Origin of the sequence: Nocardia sp. CA-119907, from assembly GCF_050955995.1 — a bacterium.
Taxonomy (GTDB): Bacteria; Actinomycetota; Actinomycetes; order Mycobacteriales; family Mycobacteriaceae; genus Nocardia.
In genome coordinates this window covers 4,838,720-4,864,385 of record NZ_CP192091.1, presented here as the reverse complement: position 1 = coordinate 4,864,385, position 25,666 = coordinate 4,838,720, and the positions used below count along the sequence as shown (strand labels likewise).

Genomic DNA, 25,666 nt, shown 5'->3' with positions numbered 1-25,666 from the left:
CCCCTCCGCCAGGGAAGTGGGCGCCAGCACGGCGAATTCTCATGTGGTGTTCAGATTGATTGCGGCGGGGCCACGGGTGTGTCTGCCCGCCGCCGGATGACGGGGCCATCCGCCAATGGCGCTGTGCCTTCCCACTTGGTTGCCCTCACCGGTCGTGGACTGCGTGGTCGGCCATTTCCCAGTCGGCGACGAAAACGCGATGCGCCGAGTCGCCGACAGTTGGTCGGACAAGGCCGAGTGGTTCCGTGACCAGGCGACGCTGTACGAAGACAGAGCCGCGCAGCGATCGGCGACCGCTGAGGGACATACCGCTGACGCGGGCGAGCAGGCGTATCGCGACCTGGCGAAAAACTACCGGAAGCAGGCCGATCACGCCGACAGCCTGGCCAAACAACAGTATGAGGGTGCCAACGCCCTGGAAATGCAGAAATGGACGGTCATTGGATACGCGGTGATCCTGGCCTGGACGCTGGCCCACGCCGCGATCACCTTCGCCGCTGGCGGCGCGTTGGAGGCTTACGCCGTCAAGATGCGCACTGAGAAAGCGCTACAGCTGGCTTGGGCAAAATTGCTGCAATACCTGTCCGGACACGGCGCAAGATTTGCCGCCGAACGTGGCGGGATCGCGTTGGTCGGAAAGATGGCGGTGATCGGCGCTGTACAGGGTGGCGGCATCAATGTCGCAGTTCAGCTGAAACAGATGGCCGACGGCCATCGCCACGAGATGGACGGGACGGCGGCCGGTATCGCGGCAGTGTCCGGCGGTATCGGCGGTCCAGCATCCGTGATCTTCGGACGATGGTTCGGAAATCGCTGGGCGAACCGCACAATCACCGCGCTGGCCGAGCAGAGCGCCAGTCGCGCCGGACGCGGCCTGATCCTCATCGGCGGCGCCGGTGTGGTCGGCGGCATGAGCGGTCTGGTCGGCGGCCTGGCCGGTACCGCCGCCGCGCTCGAGCTATCCGGCGAGGGGCTTACCCCCCGAACTCTCCGCGAGGGGCTGCTGCCCACAATGTCCGGCGGCATCATCGGCGCAGCCGGCCACGCCGCAGCCGGAATCCGTTCCGCCCCACCGACATCTCCTGCTGTCGACCTCGCCCCGAAAACAGCCGCCGATATCCTGCGGAAGTTGGGGGTCGGACCTACCGAAACCGGACGCTCGCTACCCGCTGATCCGGCGGATCAGGGACTGCGCAGTAGTCACCACGACTCCCGGAATCCCGCTCCCGGCCCTCCGCAGAAGGAGATCGACAAGCCCGCGACACCGACTCGCGAGGCACGTGATGATATGGACGCACCGGTCCAGGAGCCCGTGGTGAACAACTCTCGGGACCGGCAGCCGCCGAAAATGCCGAATATGTTGCTCGACAACGTGAACCCCGATTCGACAGCCGAGATCGGATTGCTGGTACGGGAACGAGCGGGAGCGGTGGATCGCAGCGCGGGAGCGACTGACGAATCAGCGCATCCCGTTCCAGCCGGTCTCGATCGACAACGAGGGCCCCGCGCCGAACCCGGAGCCGCGCCCGAGGCACCACTTGCGGCGGTCACCGAGCACGGGCCGGCCGCGCAGCGTGAAGGTACGGCGCCGAACTCGTCCGGGCAGCGGGCGCCGGCCATGTATGCGGTGGCCGAGCGGGAGGTCCCCGCTGTGCGGCCCAATGAGAACGGACGCACCGCCGCCGGTGAGGTCCGGCAACAGCCGGTCGGAGAATCCGCCGCGGCCCCGGCGACAGCCGGTGACGGCCACCCGCCTCGCGTCTCGGCTCCGAAAGCCGCTGCAGAAGAACGTACCCCGGCAGTCGGCTCTGCCCAACCATCACGCGGACGAAGCGACGAAGGTGGACCTCAGCCCGCACCGGCTTCCGGACACAACCAGCCCCGTGCCGATGGATGGCAACAAGCCGACGGTTCCCCCGAGCCGAACCATGCACGTGCCGACGACAAACCTCGGACTCGCACCGAACACGAAGGCGCCGAACACAAAACCGCCGCGGACGACACCGCTTTGCGGCAGACCGACAGCGACACCGAACACACCGGCACACGAGACGAACCCCAGCCGGAGCACCCTCGAACGGCGGCCGAACTTGGGGCAGAGCTGCGCAATGAGCTGGCGGAATTGCCGACGGGAGATCCGGTAGAAAAGCCGGACCTGACCCCTGAGCAGCAGACGCAGTTCAAAGCTGCCGGAAAAAGGGCGGTAGAGCTGTATCAGGCGCGGCAGGAGGAATTGGCCGTCGAGTCGTGGCCGCAGCGCAGGCAGGTGATGGAGACCGGCGACGAGGTGGAGGCGCTACTGCGCTACATGCACGCGATACGCGAAGGCACCGGAAAGACACCGCGGTGGAATCAGGTCGTGGCGTTCCTGGCCGGTGAGCACGGATATATGCGTCAGATGGGCACGGCGCAAGGCAAATCCATTGTCGGTGAGGAGGATTCGCTGTGGCAGCTCTCCCGAGGGGAGCCGGTAGAGCTCGCCGACGGGCGGTTGGTGCGAATCCACCACGTGATCACAACGACCGAAGTCCTGGCCAACGAAGGTCCGCGGCAGTTCGGGTCGATGATGCGCAGCCTCGGCTACGACGTTTCTCGCTGGGATCCGCACAATCCTCCGGCCCTGCCGGACCGCCCGACCGTCTATTACATGACCTACGACGAGCGGGCGACCGCGGAGCTGTTCGATCGGCCGCCGCCCGGGGACACGGCGACCATCGATGAGGCCGATGCGGTGCTGGTTCATGACCAGACCATTCACTACCAGTCCGACGGGCAACGCCGGATTGCCAATGCCGCCGAGGCTGCCGGGGTGTATCGGGTGCGCGATTTCCTGCGAGATGCACTCCGGGACCGCGCATTGACGTCTGCGGATCTGCGTGCTCAGCCGGACAAGAGCCTGCAGGCAGTGAGCCGGATGTGGGAGAAGCGCACCGGCCGGTCGTTCACGGCGGAGGAAACGGAGATGGCCCGCGCGTTCATGGACGTCAAAGCGGGCCGGTTGAAACTGAATCGGGATTTCCAGAAGTTCGACGGCAAGATCCAAATTCTCGATGAGAACGGAAAACCGCGCAGCGATCCGAAAGTCGGTACCGACAGTCGCTGGTTCGGTGGCCGCCACAAGATGATCGAGGCCATGTTCGACTGCGATGTGTATACCGATGGGACCGGGTTGAAGCAGGTCACAGTGGAAGAAGTATTCAGCAAATACCGGCGTTTGCTGCTGATGTCGGGCACCTTGGAGCGCACCGCCGCCGAAATCAAGGACAACTTCCCGGTCCAGGGCGGTTTGGCGAAGGTCGAGGACTTCCACACCTCGAAACCGACTAAAGAACAGGACCGGATATTCCTCACCTCGCCAGAGATGCTCAAGGACGCGGTCGAGCGGGTCCGTGCATTGCAGGACGAGGGCAGGCCCGTGCTCGTCATCGCCGCCAATGATGTGGGCTGGAAGTTCTCGCTGATGCTGAAGAAGGCGGAGATCGAGCACACCGCCGTCCTCGGCAAGTGGTTCGCCGAATTTCGTGACAATAACGCGGCCGAGGTGAGCCTCTCCGGGGTTATGGATACAGCAGGCAAACAGCACGAGGTAGAAACGCGCGATGCGGAGAGAAGCGGTGGCGCAGCGGACAGCAAAGAGGCGCCGCCGAGCACGCCCCGCAAAAAAGGCAACGTTACCGTCGGCACTCCCGGAATGCTCGGCCGCGGTTTCGACGCAGTTGTCGATGACACGGTCGATGGGCTGGGCGGGTTGCATGCCCAAATGCTCGGCCGCTCGGCCAACCGCGATACCGATGACCAATGCGCGGCACGTGCGGGCCGCAACGGCCGCAAAGGCACCTACGCCTTCAGCGACTCGGTTACCGGCAGTCTCTTCGGCGAGGCGCAGAGCCCTCCGGCGAAAATGGCGGTGTACCACTATCGGACCGCCGTAGCCGAGCACGCGGCGGCGGTTGCCGAACACGCCAAGGTAACCAACGAGGCCGTGCGGCCCAGCACAACGCGACCGGCCAACGATGAAACCCCGGCGGAGATACGGCAAAGAGTCGAGGACACGGCCGCCGCGGTCACGAAGGCCGAGCAAGAGCTGCGCGATCTGACCCCTGTGCTGCAAGACGAGGCGGCCGACCGCGCGCGCCTGGCCCGGGCTTCCAGACGAGCCAACCAGCCGCACGCACCGCCTGGCGCAGGCGATGCCACGCACGCCCCGGGACAACCGCAACACCAGCTGGCACAGCCACCGTCTGCGGCCGGGACACCCGGTACGGCTGCCGGTACTCCGGGTGCCGCAGCCGCGGCCGCCGCCTCAGCAACGGGTGCGTCGAACAGTGACGGTTCGTCGGCTGCAAAGGCTCCGGGTGAACAAGACCGCTCCGCGGAATCCGTCACCACGAACGTCCCTGGGGCCCAGCAAGTTTCCGGCGCATCCACCGACACGACCGATAGCCGCGCCGACACCGGAACGGCCACTCACGCGACGAACACAACCGGCAATCAGCACGATGCGGCAGGACCGACAACCGGCGCGGCCGGAAACCCGGGAACTCCGCGTGCCACGGGCGACGCACAGACGAACGGCATCAACGATTACGGAACGACCACGCACCCGCAGTCGGCAGCAGGGACTCCCGCAGCCGACACAACGGCGCCGCCGGCCGGTCGGCAGAGTGAGCAGGCGATCGCCCTCGATGGCCGTAATCTCGATGACAACAACATCTTTCACAACATTGTCGAGGCACTGCAGGCCAGCGGCGCACAGGGTGCACCCTTCGCGCCGGTGGCGCAGGCCGTCGACGCAGCAGTGCACGCACAGACCGGGACACACATACCAGACAGTGCCCCCCTGCCCGAGGCGGCCCGAAATGCGCTGCACACCGGCCTGAATCGGCTCACGCCGGAGCAGCGGCAGCTCGTCGCCGACGCGGCGGAGGCGCTGTACCGAGGCAACGATCTCACCGCCGCCCACACCGAGACCATCGCCCAACTGGGCGAGCAGGTGCAGGCATCCGCCGAGAACGCGGGTCAGCCGCAGCTGTCGGACATCGAGACAGACCTGCTCACGCTGATCGCGAACGACCTGCCACTCGGGACCATCTACGCCCGAACGGGACTGCCCCCTAATACAATTCGCGGCCATATCGCCAGCGCCGGCCGCAAACTCGGCACCAGCGGCGCGGTTGCGACGCTGGCTGCGGCCCTGCGCCGGGGACAGCTTCCCATCGGTGCGCCCGACAGCAGCCGCCCCCTGACGAATATCGCGAGCTTTGGCACCCTGACCTCGCGTGAGGTCGAGGTGCTGGAGCTGGCTACCATCGGCTTGTCCACCGCTGCGATCGCCTTACAGCTCGCGATCTCCAAGGACACCGCACAGGCAGAGCTCGACAGCGCCGGCCACAAACTAGGTGCCCGCGGCCTGGTTCCCACGGTGGTGCAGGCGGTGCTGCAACGGGTCGTTGCCGGTGCGGTACCGCAGGTTTTCGCACTGGGGAAGCGGTCCCACGCGACGGCGCCCGACAGCGATCCGGCGCCCGCACCGGACACCGCATCGGACCGGCTCACCAAGCGAGCCATTGCCACCGAGTTGTTCGACGCCTACGGCATCGACGTACTCGGGCTGGACAAGCCGAGTATCTCCGCAGCCACAGCATTGTCCATCCGGAACGCGATCATCGACGCCTACGACAGAGCCCCATGGATCCGGCTCGACGTCCTTCTCGTGGCGCCGATACCGGGCATGAAGGCCGAATTCATCTGGAACACCAACGGCCTCATCGACCCCACCCCAGTCGTCATGGTGTTGAACGAGAATTTGTACGGCGATCCGGAGAGATTCCGCAACGCTATGCAGAAGGCCGCCGGCAAGGGCAGGCTGATGACCCCCACAGGCGATCCAGCGTACGACAGTTCCAGCCATGCGATATCGCACCTGTACGACAGGTCGGTCTGGGACGGCCGCAGCGGCGACTCCTTGGAGGCACGCGCATTCGGTTTCTTGTATTCACATTTCGCGGGTTTACGCGCGGCGGGTGTCTTGCCGCGGGACACCCGATTCGACGACTGGCTAGGCCGGTTGGACGGCTACAGCCGCACGAGGAAGACGCTGCCGCCCAACGGCCGGCTGTTCGCCGCCTTCGATGCGTGGCTGAGCGATATCGAGAGCCGGCAGTCGCTCGACGCGTGGCTGCGGCAGGCCGGGCTCTCTCGTCGAGATGATGGCAAGATCGAACTCGAACCTCTGTACCGCACCTGGCTGCGTCAGCTCGGCGCCGACATCCGTGCCCGGATACTCGCGCGCGAGCCCGGCAACGAGGGTGATCAGCCGGAATCGGACCTCGGCGCACTCCCTGTCTTCAACCCGAGAGAGGCACTCGCCGAGGCCAACAGCGCGTTCGGAATCAGTGCACCAAAGGATTTCACCAGCCCCGCCTACGCTCTGCAAGCGCTGCTGCTCGGAGTACCGGTCGCCGAGATATGGCGGGATGCCGAACATCGCAACGCCCTCGCTGCTGCCCGCGCGAACGATCCGGGGCGCGCTCAGGCCGCCGCCTCCGGCTTCCGCCCCAGCATCGCACTGGACGGCACCGCTGCGAAACTGGCCGCGGCCTGGCGCGCGATGTCGCCCAAGGACCGCGCGGCAGTCAAGGAGGAACTACGGACCGCCCTGGGCGACGGCGGCAACCCCGGTTCCGTGCTCGACGAGCTGGTCCGGCTCGCAGGTGGGACGGATGTACCCGGCCTACCACACCGCGACGGCACACCGAGCACACCCATCGCCGTCGCCGCCATCGACCTCGGCGATGACGATACGAATCCGGCACGAAGGCCACAACCTGCGTCGCCGAGCACCTACAAGCGATACACCGTGCGGCCGACCGGCGCTGCAGCAGGCGCCTCCGGCAGGGAAGGCGAGAGAGCCCGCACCCACGATGTCGCCGCAGAGCGTCATCGCCTCGAGGAACTGCTGAACGAATCTTTCGGCTGGCTGGACCCCGACGGCGTCGACATCGCGGTCATCCTCATGTCGGAACTCATAGCGAACTCCCTTGCCGATACCGACGGCAAGGTCGAGGTCGTCATCACGCAGACCGACACCGAGGCACTGCGCAGACTTCGTTTCGAAGTCCTCGACGAAAGCGCCTTCGTACCCGAAACCGGCGATATGCCGGACGAATTCGCCGAACGCGGCCGTGGCCTGCCGATGATGGCGGCCGCCGCAAACGAATCAGGCATAACCGTCCTCCCCGAGCGCTCGGGTAAATCCGCCTGGTTCGAACTACACCGACCACCACCACCGGCGGACGGTCCGGCCGAGTCTGCCGATGCCCCCGAGACAGGCCGGGGGGACAGCGGCACGCCGACCTCACCCTGGCAGCGAGCTGCGACCACGTCCGATGCGGCATCCATACACCCCACCGTCCCTGTGACCATCGACCTCGGTGACGAGGCCGACGACGCTACGTCGGCCGGGAGCACCCCGTGGCATCGCGGCACCCAGACGTCGGCCTCGTCCACCACACCGCACGCGTCCGATGCCACCGCATCGCGGGATGGCGGCGGGTCTGTAACGATGACGGTGCATCGCGATATGCCGCGCGACCAGGTCGAGCCCGCTGTATCGAGAATGCTACGCGGCTGGCCATCGGAGCGAATCGAGCTCACCGTGCTGGCGGTGCTCGACCTGTTGGGCCGGGTCTTCGAATATCCCGCACGTTCCGCCTTCTCGGATGCGACGGTGACCCTCGAGGTACATGCGGACCAAGTATCGGCCGAAGTCTCGAGCGAATACACCGGCCCTGCATCGGTATTCCGCCTGAGTCGCGGCGCCGAGTCGCGACCAGCGGCCGAGCTGACCATACCTCTGGTGGGCGAGCTGGAAAGGAGCGGCGTATCGAGCGACGTACCGCTCGCGGACGTGCACTCCTTAGTCGGCCGGATAACCGGTCTCGCGCTCGAGTCGCACAGCGCAATGATCCAACGCGCAGTCGCGTACTTCGGCGAACGCAGCTTGGACAACGGATACGGCCTGAACCCCTCCCGCCTGCCATGGGTCGAGTTGAAGGTCGGGGTCGGTGAGTCGGGCTCTTCGTCGGTGCAGCTGGCCGTTGCCAACCGGGATCAACGGGACGAAGTGACAATCACCGCAACCCCGATCGGCACCGGCGTCCGAATCTGGCGCTACCTCAACGAAACCACCGAACCACGTCACCTCGACAAGGCAGTCCGCTTCCTGGTAAGCGAACTGACCGCCGAACAGTCCGACGGGACCGAGCATCTCGCCGCGGCGGCGAGTGACATTGCGGTGCGCGTCTTCGACGACAATGCGGTGCGGGAGGCGCACGACAGCGGCGGTATGGGGTTGGAGCTGCGGGTCGAGCCGGACGCGCGGAGTCTGAGAATCGCGGTATGGCACCAAGGCCGACATGCCGAGGGAACCGTGCCACTACACGCGGATGAACCGTACGACGCTGTCACCGATCTGGCGAGACTGGGTGAGCGGGTCACCGATTTGGCGACCACGTTGGGATTGTCGGTGGACTCGCAGGATCCGGATTCCGTCGAGGCAGCACTGACCGCCGTGCGGGCGCACCGGTCGTGGCGCGTCCAGCGCTTCCAGACAGCCGCGGAACAATACCTCGACGGCCTCACCGACCCCGCACGCTGGACCGCCCTGCTCGAGCTGACCAGAGCATTGCCGGTCGCCCGTATCCGTGCCCGTCACCATGAACTGCGGGCAGCCCAGCAGGGCAACGCGCCCGCCATCGCGCGGGTCGGGCAGTTGACGGAGTTCGCGAATGCGGTCGAGGAGATGTCGGATGCCGCCGCCGCGGTCGCGCGCACCCGCGCCGCGGCCACCGCCGAGTCGGACCGGCAATCCGCGCTCGCCCTGGTCAGCACGATCGCCTCCGTGGTGGAAGCCGCCGCCCGGAACGCGCGACCACGTGCTGATGCCGCCCGCATGCTCGACGAGCTCGACGACAATGCGGTCCGGCAGGTGAACCTGGTGTACGCCAACCTCTTCGAACACACCGCCCATGCGGCTCAGCAAGCGGACGATGTCGATGAATTCGACGAGACAGGACTTGATCGGTCGGCACAGCGGTACCAGTTGCTGGCACAGCTGACCAACTGGCTCGACGCCCTGATCACCGCGCTGGAGCGCACCTCACCAAGAGCTCTTTCCGAGCAATATGACTCGCTGATCAGTACGATCCCCCACGAAGCCGACCCGCACGCCCCGGAATCGTCGCCACTGCAATCCTGGCTGCTGCGCGAAGCGATCCGCAGCATTGACCTGTCGGCCCAATTGGACCAGCGGGCCGCGCAGGCTGAACAACGCCATCGAACCGCGATGGATACCGTCCTCGAACTCGACCGGCTGCTGGTGGCGACCGATCCCCCACAGATCGTCGCCCGTGTGGAAAGCCGAACTGCCACAACCGATCCCGCTGCGGCTTCCGCTGCCGATCGGGCGCACCGGGAACAGGATCTGGGCCATGCTGCCGGCGTTACCGATATCGGTGGTAGATCGGCTGCCGAGCAGCACGCCCGCAATCAGGACGCCTTCACCATCGCGACCGCAACAGTCGATGGTGAGCAGATGACTCTCGCGGCGCTCACCGATGGGGTTTCCCATGTGACTGGCGCCGAACTCGCCGCACAGGTGGGATCGAGGGCAGCGGCCGAGGTTTTCGCGCGGCGAGCGGCGGAAGCCGGTGCTGCCTGGGATCCGGTGGCGGTGGTTGCCGAAGCGGTCGAGGCTGCTCAGCAGGCGGTGCTGGATCTGGCCGAGACCGATTTCGCCGAATCCAGTGATGTGGACTCCCCCAAAGCCACCATCGTGGTCACCTTGGTGACCCCCACTCAGGTCATCACCGCGTCCCGGGGTGACGCGCGGGCGGTGTGGATCAGCCTGGACGACAGCGAATCGCGTGAACTCACCCAGCCCGACACCTACGCCCCGCAGTACATGGAGCTGTTCGGTATCACCGAGCGGGAGGCCATGGGCCGTCCGGAGGCGAATAAGCCGCTCACCGGCCTCGGTAAGGGCTGGGAACGGGAGTGGCAGCCGCCGCAGCCGCAGGTATTCGAGGTCTCCGGTCCCGGGATCGTCGGCCTGTTCACCGACGGCCCCATCAAACATCTCGCCAACAGCCCGTCGAATCCCCGCAGTACCGCGGAGTCGGTAGCCGAAACGGTCGCCCGGGATTTCACGCGGTCGGGCACGCTGCTCGGTGCGGCGCAGGCATACATCCAAGGCGCGCTCGACGCGAAGAAGACCAACGACAATCTCACCGCGGTCCTGATCCAGGGCCCTGCCAACCATCCGGCGGCGGTAGCACCGGACAACGTGGTGACCACCGAGACCGGCGACGGCACCTCGGCACCCGCGCCCACTCCGTGGCAACGCCGCGGCGGCGGGTCCCCTACTGCTGGCGGTGCTGTCGAATACTACGTCCCGACTCCCGACCCCGGCGACCTGCAAGCGCTGCCCGCGACGCGACCGGTCCGCGGCGGCGGCACCCCGATGTACGGCAGAACCCCCGATGGCGCAATAGTTTTCAACCACCGGCCCGACGGCACACCCTGGTCCGGTAAACCACAGCGCCGACAGGCCGGACCGGATCGGCAGGCCACCACACGGCCACCACGACCTACTCCCGTGTCCCCGCCGACACCCGCCCAGACCGCGCTGGCCGAGCAGGCGAGAGGCGCCCCGATCACCGCACTCGGTCCGCAGGAACAGGCGGCGGTGATCGCGGCCGATCCGCAGCGGGTCACCCGGCTGGGTCTGTCGGCTCCACCGCCGCTGCTCAACGCCGCCAACGAAACACTGCTGCGTGCGGCGGTCCAGGATGTCGAGAACATCGCACCGGGCGATCGCAGCCCGGCCCAGCAGCAGCTGCTGGACTACAGCCTGCGCCTCTGGGACGGGCTGGTTGCGGCCGGCCATCGCACCGCGACCGAATACGGCGACGCCGACGTCCTGCTGACGGCGTTCGATCCGAGGAAATTGGTGAGCACGGTCGCGCTGTGGGTGCGCGGCCCGGCCGAGAACCGCGGCCTGTGGCTGGTCCGGGTGGGCCCCGACACCGATTCCTCCTGGGTGGAACAGCTTTTCGCGCCGGGGCCCGCTTCGGATGCCGCACTCGTCCATCCCGGCCGCCGGGAGCCCAACCGCTCGATCTTCGAGTTCTCCGTGGGCCCCCGGGGCATGAACGGCCCTCGGTTGACCGACGAACAGTGGCAGCACCAAGCGATCGCCAGTGGTGGGACGGTCGCCGAATGGCTGCGGCGCCAGGGATGGTCCAGTACCGAGGACGTGTTGCACACCGCGACCGCTGTCGCGGCCGCCGTGCGCGCGGCTCGCACCGCCAGCGATGGCGAAATCCGGATCGCGGTACGTACGTTCAGCGGCAGGAACCGCCGGGCCCGGGTCGAGGTCATCCATAACGCGCTGGATTCGATTGCGGTGGAAGCACTTCCACTGGAATGGACCGACGACTACGGTGTGATCGGACTCGATGGCGCCGAAGCGGTGTGGTTCGAAATCGGCACATCGTTGATCGGGCCGCTGCTTCCGGCCGACATACATTTCTACGAAATGCGCACCCGGGCCGAGGCCGCGAGAATGATCGATCCGCACTTCGCCGCCGCTCGGTGGGTGCTCGAGGACCTCGGATTCACGCCCGAAACCGCGCCCGAATTCTGGGCTTCGGATATCCGCCCGGACACCGCACGGCTATCCTGGCCGACGGGCGTGACCGGCGCGATCCCCTTATTCCTGTATGTCACCGATTACGCCGTCGCAGTGGCCACCACCGGGCCATATCGAGCACTCGGTCTCGGCCTCGACGAGATCCAGCCGGCCGATTCCGGGCATCAGGGCCTTGGCCCCCAGCCGGTCTGGGCACACAACGACGAATGGGCGTGGCTGAAGACCTGGCAGCACGAACGCGGCGACCGGCTCCATCAGGGTGCGCGCCCGACCCAGCTGCTGCACATCGCCAAAGACGCCGTCATGGGCGCACTGCAGTCGCTGTACTCCGAAGATATCGCCGAAAAACATGTCAATATCACGATGGACCTGAGCACCAACACTTTCCGGGCGCAGATCGAATCCGCCGCGCTGGTGCCACTGACCGATCCCGACCCGGTTACGGAGATATCGGGCCGCTTCCGAATCCGCGACGGCATGGTCCTGGCCGTCGCCGACGTGCCGAGCCACCCTGACACCCGGCCCGGCCGCGAACAAAATCGCGGCGAACTGGTGGCCGCGACTCGCCCCGAGGACGGCGATCCGAACGCCGTTGATCCACTGGGAGCCTGGCTGGACGAGCTGCGGGGCCAGGGGGTCGTTACCGAAGAATTCATGGCCGCGGCCGAACAGATCTACAACTATCTGCGGTCCGACCCCGAGTGGGGATCGACCCTCGAGCAGCTTTCCGAGCTCACTCCCGAACTGGAGCGCGATGGCACGATCGTCGTGCTGTCCTACGGGAATCCGGAGGACGGGAGCGCGGTATTCCTCGATCAGATCGTCGATCAGCTCGGGCGCGAGAAGGTCGTGGTGGTGACCTCCGGATGGGACCGGATACATGGTGTGGCGACCGTTGAGGGCGCGACCGACAAGCCACAGCGACCCGGTGTGACCGAGGCCAGGCGATTCCGGGTTATGGCCGAGCAAACGGGTGCGCGGCCGCGGCAATTCATCGAGGAACCGCAGGCGAAGAACACCGAGGGCAATGTCAAGGAATCGATGGCACTGCTCGAGAAGGAGCTGGGACGCACGATCGACGCGGCCGTCGTGGCCAGTTGGCCGGGCCATCTACGGCGAGTGGTCAATGCGACCAAATTCTTCTACCCGGCAGTCCGGACGCTCTATGCCATCGCACCCGAGATCGCCCTCGATACCTATCTCCGTTACGGCCATCGATCGGCGTTGGACGATACCCGATCTCCCCGCCAGATCCTCATCGCCATCCTGAGCGAGCTGAAAGGACTGCTGGAGTACCCGGCGAAAGGCAAGTTGCGCGCCGAGGATATTCCGCTCGAGATCCTCGAGGCCTACCGCTACGTGGCCGGATCGCTGGGTGATGATGCCGATGTCACTGCCTGGAATCTTGCCCAGGAGATCGAGAAGAAGGTTCGCTCCGCCGAAGCCGGTGCACAAATCGATGCCGAAGTACGGTCGGCCCTCGAAGACGCGCCCGCGCGCGGCGGTTCCGAGCGTCTCGGCACAGTGGTGCCCCGCTCGCCGCTCGCGGCCCTACCGGCTCCTGAGGGCTTTCATCGTGAGCGAAGCCCTCTCGTGCCGGATGGTGTCACCGGTCATGCTGCCCCACAACCGCTTCGGGAGCACGACACACCCGCTCAACGCCCCACCGAATCGGATGCCGAACCGCAGGCCCGGTTCGATCGCGAGAACGCCGCGGCTACCGCACTACCGCGGGGGGTGCTCGATTGTTTGCCCTGGGTCCTCGGCACCCTCGCCGAGCTCGGCCTCCGGGTGGATACCCCTGCCGGGCTCAAGGCCGCCCACTTCGAGCAAGCCGCTTCCTCTGGGCTGCAACATCAATCACCCACCCCCTTCGCGCAATCCGACGACCCGATGAAAGCCGCGGTCGACACCCTCCGCAACGACCCCAGCCTCCGCGCCGCGGCCATCTTCGTCGGCACGGGCGACCGGGCACACGCCTACGTGATCACCCGCGAAAAGGACCCACGAACCGGACTCACGAACATCTACGTCCGCGACCAACTCACCGGCGGACACCGGCGTCCATACCTCGACTGGAAAGCCAGCTACACCAGCCCCGACCACACCTACGTCGCCTACTTCGAAACCGCACCCGATGGCACACTGCGGGCACGCACCCCGTCCGATGCCTCCGAGGTCGATCCGGCCTTCGCCGATATCGACATCACCGGTCCTCCGGAAAGCGACCCCGACGAGACCGGGCAAGCACCGAATCCGCAGGCACAACAGCTGCGGGACACCCGCGGTCGGGTTCATGGCCTCTGGCGCCACGTCCGTCGGCCGAGAACACCGAAGCCGATAATTCTGCCTGCCGATGATCCGGAGGCGGCGGCGCTGGCCGAGGCCGGTGCGCAGCGAGCCGAAGCAGAGACACGGCAACAGCGGGATACGTTCGGGCGCCTGCTGCGTGAGGATCGCACGGTTCGCTTGCTGGCGAGCACGATGATGATCGACAGCATCGGCACGGAGGCGGCGGGCACCGGTTTGCAGCTGGCTTTGATCGATCTCCAAATGCGAGCCGGCACAACCGCGGACGAAGCGACGTTGTGGGCCGGTGCCGGATTTTTCATTGTCAACGGCGTGAATGTGGTGGCGCCGATGATCACCGGACACATTGCCGGTCAGGTCGGCAACAGCAAGGGACTTCCGCAGGACGGGCGACTGCGGAGGCTCACATCGAGAGGACTGCTGCGAGGCACGCAATTCGGGGGGCTGCTCACATCAGGCGGTGTTGCCGCTGTGCTGGCCGGATCCGCGTCGGGAGTGCTGCCCCTGCCGCCCCTCGGCGCCGCCGGCACCGTCGTCGCGCTGGTCTCGGCCGAAGCCGTTCTCGCCAACTTCTGGAACAGCGTGGCGACCAATGAACTAACCCGCCTCAGCCTGAGCGCGAACGCGCAGGCCCAGCGAACCCAGCTGGATGGACTGAACGAGTATCTCGCTCTGCAGCAGGCTATTCCACAGACCTTGGGCTCGGCGTTCGGCGCGGCCATAACCAAAGCTGTCGGCCCAGCGGCAACCTCGCTGTTCAACGCCGGCTCGTTCCTGCTGAACTCTCTGGCGCTGAGATCCATGCCCGAGGAATCCGGGTCCGAGGAATCTCGGTCCGAGTCCGAATCTCGTCCCGAGCGGGGGTCGATGCTGTCCGGGGTGTTGACCGAGGGGTTCCGGGCCGCCACGGCTACCCCGCTGTCGCGGGCCATCACCGCCAACGCATTCGCCATGAATGTGTTCAACGGGATCGAATTCGTCGGCCTGACCGTGCGCATTGCTCCGTTGCCATGGCAGCAGATGGCGTTGATAGCGTTTGTTCCGTCGGCGAGCCGCGTACTGGCCACCACTCTCACAGGTGAGCTAGCTCCGATAATTCTGAGCCGATCACTCGGCGAGCAGATCGATGACTTCGTCGGAGGGGTGACGTCAAGGCACTGGTTCGGGTTGCTGGCCGCCACCATGGGCGCGACCGGACTCGTCAACGTGTTGAGCGACAATATCTATGCCAATACGGGTGCACTGTCCGCGGCCGTGTTTGTCCAGAGCGCCGCCCTGCCCCGGTTGAACACCACGTTCCAGCGCGAGGTCGGCTTCGACAAGCTCTCCAGCGCAAGTGGTTTCAAAAGAACGGTCGGCATGAGCGCCTGGGCGACAGGAGGACTGACGCTCGGCACCCTGGCGGGTTCGCTGGGGCAGAACACCACCTTCGAAACGACCGGGCTGGCGATCGCCGGAGCCGCGACGCTCGGACTCGCCGGCGGTGCCGTGGGCCGTGCCGTCGGCCGAGTCGGTCGCAAGAACACACCTCCCGCCGTCGAGCCCGCCGAAACCGTGGATCCGGAAACCGACAACGAGATACGCGCTGCCCTCGAAGCCGCCCTCGGCCCCGGAGTGCCCGGAGCTTGTGCGCTCAGCGCATTCCGCTTCGCCGGCTGGTACCTGGGCAAGCTCCAGTTCGACTACAAACACCCCGGCGAAGACTTCACAGAAGCTCCCGAGGAAGTCGTCGAGACATTCATCGCAGAGCGCAATTTCTTCGAACTTCCCAATGCCGAAACCGCCGCCATCATCAGGCATTTCGGAATCCGCCCCAGAGAATTCTCCCAGCGCGCCCATTGCCTGCCCGCCGAATACGTCAAACCTGCCGGGCCACAGGACACCGCCCCCACCGGCCCCACCGTCTACGACCTCGCCGACGCCATAGTGAGCGGTGACAACGAGGGCGCCTTCGCATTCCTCACCATCGAATATCCCCCGAAGGACGACGGCACCAAGAATAACGAATACGACATCAACGGCCACATAGTCACCCTCGCCAGAGGTGACGGAGGTGAACTCTGGCTGCACGAACTCCGCCGGAACCCTGACGGCCCACCCGCACTCGACGCGACCGGTAACACCATCGAAGCCCCGCACAGAGGAATTGATGCGCTGCAACGTCTGGCGGAGATAGTCGATCAGGGGGCGAAGTTCTATGCCCTCGGCTACACCATCGATGAGTTCGGCGACGTCCACCCCGACAACCCCGTCGGCCACACCAGCTGGAACACCAAAATCTGGGACCGAACCCCCCACGCCGGCACTCGCCTCGGCCGCGAGCAACCGGACAACATCAGGCCCGCACAGCCCAGCCCATGGGCCGCACGCACCCCGACTCCACAGTCGCCCTCTTCAGATCGGCACACCGGCCCCGCGCCGGGTGACTCCGCCGCACCGGCGGAGTCATCGTGGCGCAGAATGCTGGCACGTTTCAGACTCCGCGATCCACAGGGGAACGACGGTCCGGCGGAGGCCACAACCGCAGGCGCAGACAAGGATTCAGAACCGGATTGGATTCCCGCATTTTCCGAGATTGCGGGGGTCGAGAGGTTGGGCACCGGACTTTACCGCGCTGCGGGTTTTCTGGTCGAGACCAAAGGTGACCACTTGATCTTGCACCAGCCAGCGAACCACTTCGAAACCGTCAAACACGTGATGTCACTGGCGATTGAACGCCTTCCGGACGAACTGAGGGTGCACTATCGCTGTATCGTCCCTGGGGAAGAGAACTACGGCGCACAGGATTTCACGAGTTCGTTCGCCTCCCACGGAGCGTGCGGTGACGGGGGGTTGCTCGCAGAAGACAGTGCCGGGACATTGCGGGAGCTGGATATCCGCGAACATGCACGAGTCCCGTTGCAGCAGCAATTGCTCGACGCCGGATTCGAGGTGCTGGCCGACGGAGTCCTGCGTCTGACGCATGACGGAGTAGTGCTGACCGTGATACCGCGCCCCGATGGCAGCATCGAATTCCTCAGTCCGCACTCCGGCCGAATGGGCAAGTTGCTGGAGCACTCTCGGATTCTCGGGCTCATTCCGGTCGAATCCGCCCATACTCGCCCCCCGATGGGGTTGCGGTTGACCAACGGTCTTCTGGACTACACATTCGTCAGCGACAGCATTGTGCTGGAGGACTCGCAGGTTGTGCGTCCGGTGACGCCGGAAAACATCGGCATATCTCCCGTGCCGCCTCGCAGGGAAGACACCGGATTCGTTGTGGCGGGCGAAAACTCCACCGAACTGATTCGCGAGCTCCCCACCATCAACGGGATTTCGATAGACGAGCTCGAGCGACGGATGCAGCCGTTCGACCTGGAGAAGGCCCTCGATCGTGGCGATCCCATCGATTTCGTGGGTTCATCGGAGGGCTTCCTCGGCCCGCAGGACAGGCTGCTCGACACGATGGCTCGTGACAACGACCTCGTCCGCGCCGTCGGACTCCAGCACACCGACCTCGCCGTCGCCATCGATTGCACGCGCGACGTGGTCAACGGTTACCGGGCGTACAACTACTTGACCGAGGGAAACCACTCGTACGACATCGCGCAAATCGGTACTCAGGGCCTTCAAGACTCGCCGTTCGATGACGGCACGACAGGTTCCGATGACTATATCGTCACCAACACCGGAACCGGCGCCACAGTCGAAGTTTCGGATCTGGGCGCGAAAATGATCAGCCTCTACGGCTTCTACCAGGGCAAGGGAACCAGGTACCGGGCTGCGCCCGAGCAGATCATCGAAACGTATGGACATCTGCTGGAACGGGCAGGCGGACTCGAACGCCTGCGCCGGGTGGTCGCCGAAGTCGACGCTCAACACCGTGGATTCAGCGATGGCACGCAAGGAATTTCGGCCGACGTCCACAACGGTTCCGTGGGTGCGGTCGAAGCGGGTGAGGCCCTGCCCGATTCCCCGTCCACCAGCCAGGTCGCACCCCCGCGCCCCGCCGCTTCCCAAGCCGGCCGAGGCACCCCTTGGTCGTTCGGCGCGGTACCCGACAACCCCTTCGACGAACGGGTCGAACTTCGCGGCGATGTGCGGGATATGGCCCAAGTCAACATGTTCGGAAAGCACGGCTTCTGGCGTCGCAAGGATCGCAAGTCCGGCGAGGCCGGCGAGCCGGACCAGAACACACCACCGGGCGCCGGGAACACGCCGCTACGCCGCACCCAACGCCGCGCACCGCAACTCGCGCCACCGCAACCCTTGTCCCCCAGCGAAGTCGCCCTGGCTGGTGAAGTGGCGTCCAACGGTGGAGCACTCACTTCCTACAGCCCACCGCATCAGGCAGCATTCGCCAAAGCGTATGCACGCCAGGTTCTCCGGATGGGCCTCGCGGTGTCACCGGCCGTCCTCGACATCGCCGCCGAGCAACTGCTACAGCAAGTTGCCCAGGAGGTCCGCGACACGCCGGTCCAGGACCGCAGCGCGGCACAACACCAACTGCTGAATTACTGCACACGGCTGTGGGAAGGGCTGGTAGCTGCCGAGAGTCGCGCGGCCGCAGACGGACTCGACGCGGATGTCGTCCTGTTGGGATTCGACCCGCACCAGCTGGTCAGCCGGGTCGGCTTGCAGGTGCACGATCCGAGCAGGGGCGGCCAGTGGCACATACGGGTCGGACCCGACACCGCGGCAACATGGACAGATCACCTGTTCGAGCCCGGTCCCGATCCGGATGAGCCGGTGGTGGTTCCCGGCCGACGCCCCGAGCACCCGATATTCGAGATATCGGTCGGACCGCGGGGGGTGACGGGACCTCGTCTCACCGAGGACGAGTGGCAGCAGCATGCGGTGCGCGCGGGCAACGCGATAGCCGGATGGCTTCAGCAAGCACGCTGGTCCAGCGCCGAAGACATCCAACACACCTCAGCAGCTGTCACGGCCATGGTCCACGCAGCACGCAATGCGAGCAATGGAGAAGTCCGGATCGCCGTATCCACCGCGGGAGCCAAACATCGCCGCGCCCGTATCGAAATTGTGCACAACAGACGGAACCCCATTGCCGCGAATTCTCTTTCGCTGGATTGGGCCGACTACGCGGGCGTCACACAGACAGATGACGCCGAATCGATCTGGTTCGAATTCAGCGAGGCAGTGATCGCACCCCTGCTCCCCTCCGATATCCATTTCGTCGAGCTGCACACTCGTCAGGAAGTCGACAAGCACGCCTATCCCGCACTCCTGTGCGCCCAGGAGGCATTGGAAGACATCGGGATCAGCGCCGATGTGGCTGCCCAGATCTCGGCAGCCACATCGCCTGACGGGTCACTGCCCTGGCCGGACGGCGTCACCGGTGCCGTGCCACCGAGCGTCGATTCGCCGAGCTACGCCGTTGCGGTGGTGACCCGGGGACCGTATCGAGCGATCGGGCTCGGCATCCGGGATCTGGGCAAGGATGCTCATCCGCTGCTCGTGTGGCAGGCAGTCAAAGACGCCGCAATGGAAGCGTTCTACCAGCTCTATCCAGACAGCGACGCGGTCGATGGGCTCCGCCCGGAGATTCTGGAGCAAAATGTCGACGTCACGATCGACCGAACCGCCGGCAGCTTCCACGCCGAGTTGACGTCCGCGGCTTCCCTCCAGCCCACCCAACCCCATCCTGTGACGACCGTTGCGGGCCGCTTCCGTGTGCGTGACGGGATCGTCGTAGCGCTGGCCCTGGTGCGCCACGACGGTGAGGAGGACAGTGCGGCCACGACGCGAACGACCGCCACCGCCAGTGCCGACGATCCCGGCAACCGACCTCGCCCCGCCGGCACAGTGCAAGATCAGCGGATTCGCCTGCCGGACAGTGTTTTTCGCGCACTCGCGCGCGCTGAGCAGGGGGCAGCCGAGGTCATGGCCGAAGCCTCGAGGCCCGCACGCAAACTCGGCATCGACACCGAGCATCTGCACCAGGCGAGCGTCGAAGACGTGGCTGCGGAGCTCGACGGTATCGAGGAAACTCAACACCGTCGGGAGGAGGCGATACGTCGCCGTGTCGTGGTCGACCAGCTCACGGCACGCGTCCTTGCCGACCGCGACGCGATAGGTGAGCTGCGCGCGCTACTGCCGCACATTCAGGCGTGGCAGCGGTATCTGAACGAGATCCGCGCCGCACTGCCGATTCTGGCGGCGCGAGCGACGTTCGAAGCCGAAGGTGCTGTGGTCGCCCGCGAAGGCATCGGAGCCGTTCGCGACGATCGATCGCCGACAGGTGCGAGGGTGATCGTCGCATCGCCGATGCTCGGGCAAGCCCGGCTGGTCGACGTCATCGAGCCGGGTCTGCGAGCTGAGCTCGCCGAGAGCAGGACGCCTATCGAGTTTCGGCACGTCGCAGTCGATGACGAGGGAAACGTGACCTACCGGGTGGTCTCAGGCCACGATCCCGAACCATTATGGGCGGCCGGTTACTACCTCGATGATCGCAAGCGAGCGTGGCTCAACTCCCTGTACGACGATCGGCCGTTCGCCGAAAAAGTCGCGGAAGCACAGGAGTGGGGCGAACTCTCACGCAATCTACTCAAAGACGACATCGGCGACCCGACGATGTCGGAGAAGGTGGAGTTGATCACCTACGCAAATCCCTATCGCTTCCAGGTCGTCGAGAAAACGGTCCGCACCACCGTCGAGGCCGACGCCGAAGAACGAGCCGCCGGAACACTGCGGGATGTGAACGCAGAACCTCCGCAAGTGTTGCGCGTCGGCGACCGGCGACTGCTCATCGAGTACTTCCCCGGCGTGCTGCAGAACCCGTTGGGCAAGAACGGCTGGCGTCGCTACCGCCACACCCCGGCCGCCCGCCGTCAGGGACTGGCCGAGGTCTTGACGCAGCCGTGGGACCGCCACGAGGGCCTGAACATGGGACAAGAGCATGAAGTACGACTGATCCCGGTGGACAACAGCAACACCTTCGGCATCGGCCGGCAGCCCGGAGCCCCGCTGCTGACCGACGGCTTCTCCAGCTTGTTCGTGCAGGACGGACCCGATGGCCCCCGTATCAGCAGGCACAACTTCCCGATCCCGGAACTCGAACAGATCCACCGGCGGATCGTTGCCTCGGAGGCGGAGTACGCGCGCATGGGACCACAGGTCCACGCCTGGTACACCGAGGTGGTCGCACCGAATTTCGCGCGCATTCTGGAAATGGCGCGACAGGAACCAGGTCCGGACCGGCCCTCCCTCGCCGAGACGATCGCTCGGCTCGAAAAGCGCCGCGACGACGCGGGACGTCCGATCGGCCTCCACGCCGTCGACGGTGAAGACGTCACGCCACGAGGCTGGCGCCGCATCGTTGCGGACCTGCGGCAGGCCAACCCCGCCGACTCGACCATGCTGGCCGCACTCGATGCGCTGGCCGACTTCAACAAGCTCCTGGTCGCCGCGTATATCCAGCAGACCCGCGCCGAAGACCTCGCCGAGGACCTGTGCGAAGGACTCGACGAGGAGCCCTGGCCCGGGCTGACCGAGGCATATCTGGATGCGTTGGCGTTGCACCTGAGCGACCTGGACGACAGCGGACACCCCCCGATGCCGAACGGTGAATCGGACGCTGACTGGCAAGCGCGCTATGACCGCGAAATGGGCCTGGACTCAGGGATGAACAGCACCGCGGCGAACGCACTGTGCGCTGTTGCCGAACTGGCATTCGCACGCGATCGCTACCGCGAGGCCGGCTCGATCGAACTACCCGACGAGGACACGCTCGCGATTGTGCAGCAGGTCGGCGTTCACCCACGCGAACTTGCGCAATACGCCCACGGCCGATGGACCGACAGTCCGCTCGCGGAATTCGTCGCCCGGATCGAAAACCCCGGTGACGCCGCCGATCTGGCCCTGCTGACGATCCAAGCCCGCGACGCCGAGCCCGAACGCGTCGACGCACACGCGCTCAGCCTTACAACCGACCATGCCGGCCGGCTTCACCTGCACGAAGTCGTCCCGCAGCCGGATGGCGCACTGACACACCGCAACCTCACCGGGCCACAGGCACGGACCCGCCTCGCCCAACTCTCCGCCCTCGAATCCGCCGGAGCGAGAGTCTCGGCAATCATCTTCCACCGCAACGGAACTCCCGAGCTACCGATCGGTCCCGGCGATGCCGTCGACTGGCTCCACAGCCCTGGGCCCACGACCAGGGTCGGACGGGAGCAGGATCGCAATGAACGCTTCGCTCCCGCCGAACCGGCGTCCGATCCGGTCCCGAGTCCGGATCCGGTGCGGGCGACCGCGGCCGAACTGAAAACGTGGGCCGCCGGTCTCACCCTTGCAGAGGCGTGGCGCGCGATGCTGGATCTGAGTGATCGAGTATCCGAGCAATTGGCGGCGGTCGGTCGCGGCGAAACACCGCCGATGACGGAGTTGGCCGGTCCGGGACGAGCGCTGAATGCCGTGCTCGCCGAGCTGTGGGCGGGATCCGTCGACACCATTGCCGCAATCGTCGATTCGGGAGACCCGAATTGGGTGGACGAGCGGGATCTGATCGAGGCGGCGCACACTGTCGTCAGCTGGTCTGCCGTCTTGCGCGATATGTACCGCAGTGCACAGATTGTTGCCGATGCCGTAGGAGCCGTTCCTGCCCGGCTCAGTGCACCCAACCCACTACACCCCCTGCCGCTCGGCTTCGCGCAGATGCACGATCACATCGAGCAACTTGCCACAGCGCTGCCGGGGGATCCGATCAAAATAGTTTGGGCACAGTATATTTCGGTGGCGATGGCGCTAGGAGCGGCACCGGCGAGGTGGTTCGACGGCATCGTGTACGAAACGCTGTATTGGCTGGATCTCGCCGACTCCTACTTGCGTACGCGTTCACAGCAGCAGCTCGACTCTGCTCTCGCCGAGGCCTTCGGCCGTTTGCCCCAGCACGCAACCGCTTTCGAGTCGGCGCGATCGGCGACCGGAGAACAGCTCGCCGAAGCCGGCGCGGACTACGTGCGCGACCTGCTAACCATCGCAACACATCAACTCGTTGACACCACCGACTACGAGTCCGGACTCGACCACCTCCGACGCACGGTCGGAGTCTTGCACGAATTGAACCGCACCCACGATATTCCGTCCCTGCGCGCCACCACCGCCGAGCTCGACCGACTACACGACCAGCTGCGCGGCGCCGCCCGAAACCGGCGAGTCATGCACGCGACGTCACCGCGGATTGCCGAGATCGCACACGAACAACTCGTGGCCGGCAGCCGGATTCGGGACGAATTGGCTCAGGGACTGGCCGATCTGCAGGCGACGTTGCGGGGCGCACGAACGAAGCCGCCGCCCGCGCCGCCACGAGCCGAGCCGGATGCGGACGGTCACGACACACCGTCCGTGCCCGCCGAGTACATCGACACGGTCACGCGGGAGATCGACCGCATCCTGGGCGTCGGCCGCGTGAACGGCGCCGAGCGCGATACTCCCGGCCTCGTAGCCGAAACCATCGCACAAGCCGGTGCTCGGGACGAGGCCACGTTGCTCGCCACCGCCACGCGGATTGCGAACGAGCACAAGAACTTCCGGCACTTCCGTCAGGCCCTGCTGGTCTGCCTGATCGACCAGGCGGGGGCCGATCCCGCCGCCCCCGAGGTCACGGCCCTGCACATGAGCACCCGGGGACAACTCGAGGCCGCCCTGGCCACCCTCCCCGCTGTCGTGCGCGACTACCTCACCGCTCGGTTCGGCCGGGCACTCACCCGGCCGGAGGCAGCGGATCTCCTGGACGCCACGCATGCCAGCCGGCCGAAAGAACCACCCCGCACCGTAGAACGACGCGCCCTTCGCGGGCTTGCTGCGGCGCTGGCCGAATCCCCCGGCGACACGGCGCCCGCGGACAGCAACACACAACCGCCACAAACACCGCCGCTCGTACCCGGACAACTCCCCAGGAAGAAATACCGGCCTCTGGGTGCGACCACCGGTGTCCCCATGCCCGATCACGTCGCCAACGCACTGCTGCAACAAGGCCTGAGCCGTCTGGAGACCGCGATGCGGGGCAGCAAGAACCGCAATGTCGTGGTCGGGGGTGGTCAGTACATGCTGCGTTTCCCGCAGCGAGCTACCGACAACCTCGACGCCGTCGTCACCAATGAGACCCGAGCGCACGCATATTACACCGCCCACGGCGCGGCCGTCCCCGGCGTGTATCACAAATTCCACGATGTCGACCTGCCCGACGGCAGTCATGCCGACGAAGTGCTGCTACTGGAGTACTTCGAGGGCGCTATACCGCTCGCGGAGCTGCCCGAGCCCCCGGTACAAGCCGCGGTGGAGCTGATGCAGGATATACACCTACGCACGTTTCTGGGCTACGGGGACCGCGCGGGATTCATCCGTTGGCAGGTCGCGAAGGAGATGGCGAACCTGGCTGGGGAGGCGCGCGAATTCGCCACCGCGTTCACCGAATTGGGTGTGCCGGAACAGCCTTTCGCGCCCGTGCTGGAATGGGCCGACTCGCTCGGCCAGTGGCGGCGGCGAGGAATCAACCGGGCCCCGTTCGCGCTCCTGTCCGCCGATGGGCACTTCTACAACCTGCTCCTACTGCCCGACGGCAGGCTGGTCCTCATCGATCTGGAGCTGGCCCAGCCGGGTGACCGCGTATTCGACCTCGTCCGGATGTATCACCTCACGAAGTCCGCACCCACCGCCGAAGACCTGAAGCGGAGGATATCGACGGAACCCGAGGTCTTCGATATGTATCTGCTCTTCATGGAAATCCAGCGCATAATCCACGACCTCCACCGGCTGTCCCTGGCCGCGGCCCACGGAATGCTCACCCCTGTACAGATCGCATTCGCCCGGACAGAGCTGATACAGGCGTTCCACACCACCCGACTGGCCTGGCGGCAGGACCCACACCTGCGCACCCAAGACCTCTTTCGGGCCCTGGGTGTATGGGATCCACCGGGCCACCGAGTGACCACGCCTCCCCACCCTGATACCGACTCGGCCGCCCCGGCGGCCGACGACACCACGCCGCATCCCCGGCCCGAAATACCCGATATCGCAACGGCTTCGACACGAGAACTCCTGACCTGGTCGGACTCCCTGTCCTTCCCCCAGGCCCGGCAGTTGCTGACCGAATCGCTGGACGACACCACCGCGAGAAAGGCCGCTTTCCGCGGAGAACCACAACAGATCCGGGAGCTGACCGATTCGGCCCGGCTCCTGAACGCGGTGATCATGAGGTTGCGATGGATACTGACCGCCGAGCCCGATCACCTCGGGGAACCCCAGTTCACCACCAGCATCCTCAACGACGACTCCCTGTCGGATCTAGCGTTCGCTCTGACCAGCTGGGCCCCTGTCGCGCACGATATGCATAAGGGCGTGCAGGCGGTTCTCGCTACCATCCGGGCACTCAACGACTGGGGCGCCCTCCCAGCGCCACTGCTCGATATGGCGCAGCTGTACCAGCGCATTGTGGACGAACTGACATCGGTCACGAAGGCAGCGAAGCGCGCACAGCGCATCCGGTCAGGCCGAATCACATATCCGAACCAAGCCACCCGGAGACAGTTGGAAGAGGCGATCCAAGACGCACTGGATGAAACCTCGGGAGTATCCCGGGAGCCCGCCCGAACAGAGCAAGCCGACCACTATCTTTCGTTGCGCCGCTAACCCGGCCCAGAT

Annotated in this window: 1 protein-coding gene; it reads left to right on the top strand. The window is 65.8% G+C overall.

Annotation, left to right across the window (positions count from 1 at the left end):
- Positions 1-199 precede the first annotated feature (199 nt).
- Positions 200-25,654 (top strand): LuxR C-terminal-related transcriptional regulator, encoded by a 25,455-nt coding sequence (locus ACQP2D_RS21380; protein WP_433677681.1) that lies wholly within the window; start codon positions 200-202, stop codon positions 25,652-25,654.
- The last annotated feature ends 12 nt before the right edge of the window (positions 25,655-25,666 follow it).

What these genes read in the sequence shown, in the direction of transcription:
- ACQP2D_RS21380 (WP_433677681.1), top strand. Translation starts at nt 200, where the DNA reads ATGCGCCGAGTCGCCGACAGTTGGTCGGACAAGGCCGAGTGGTTCCGT.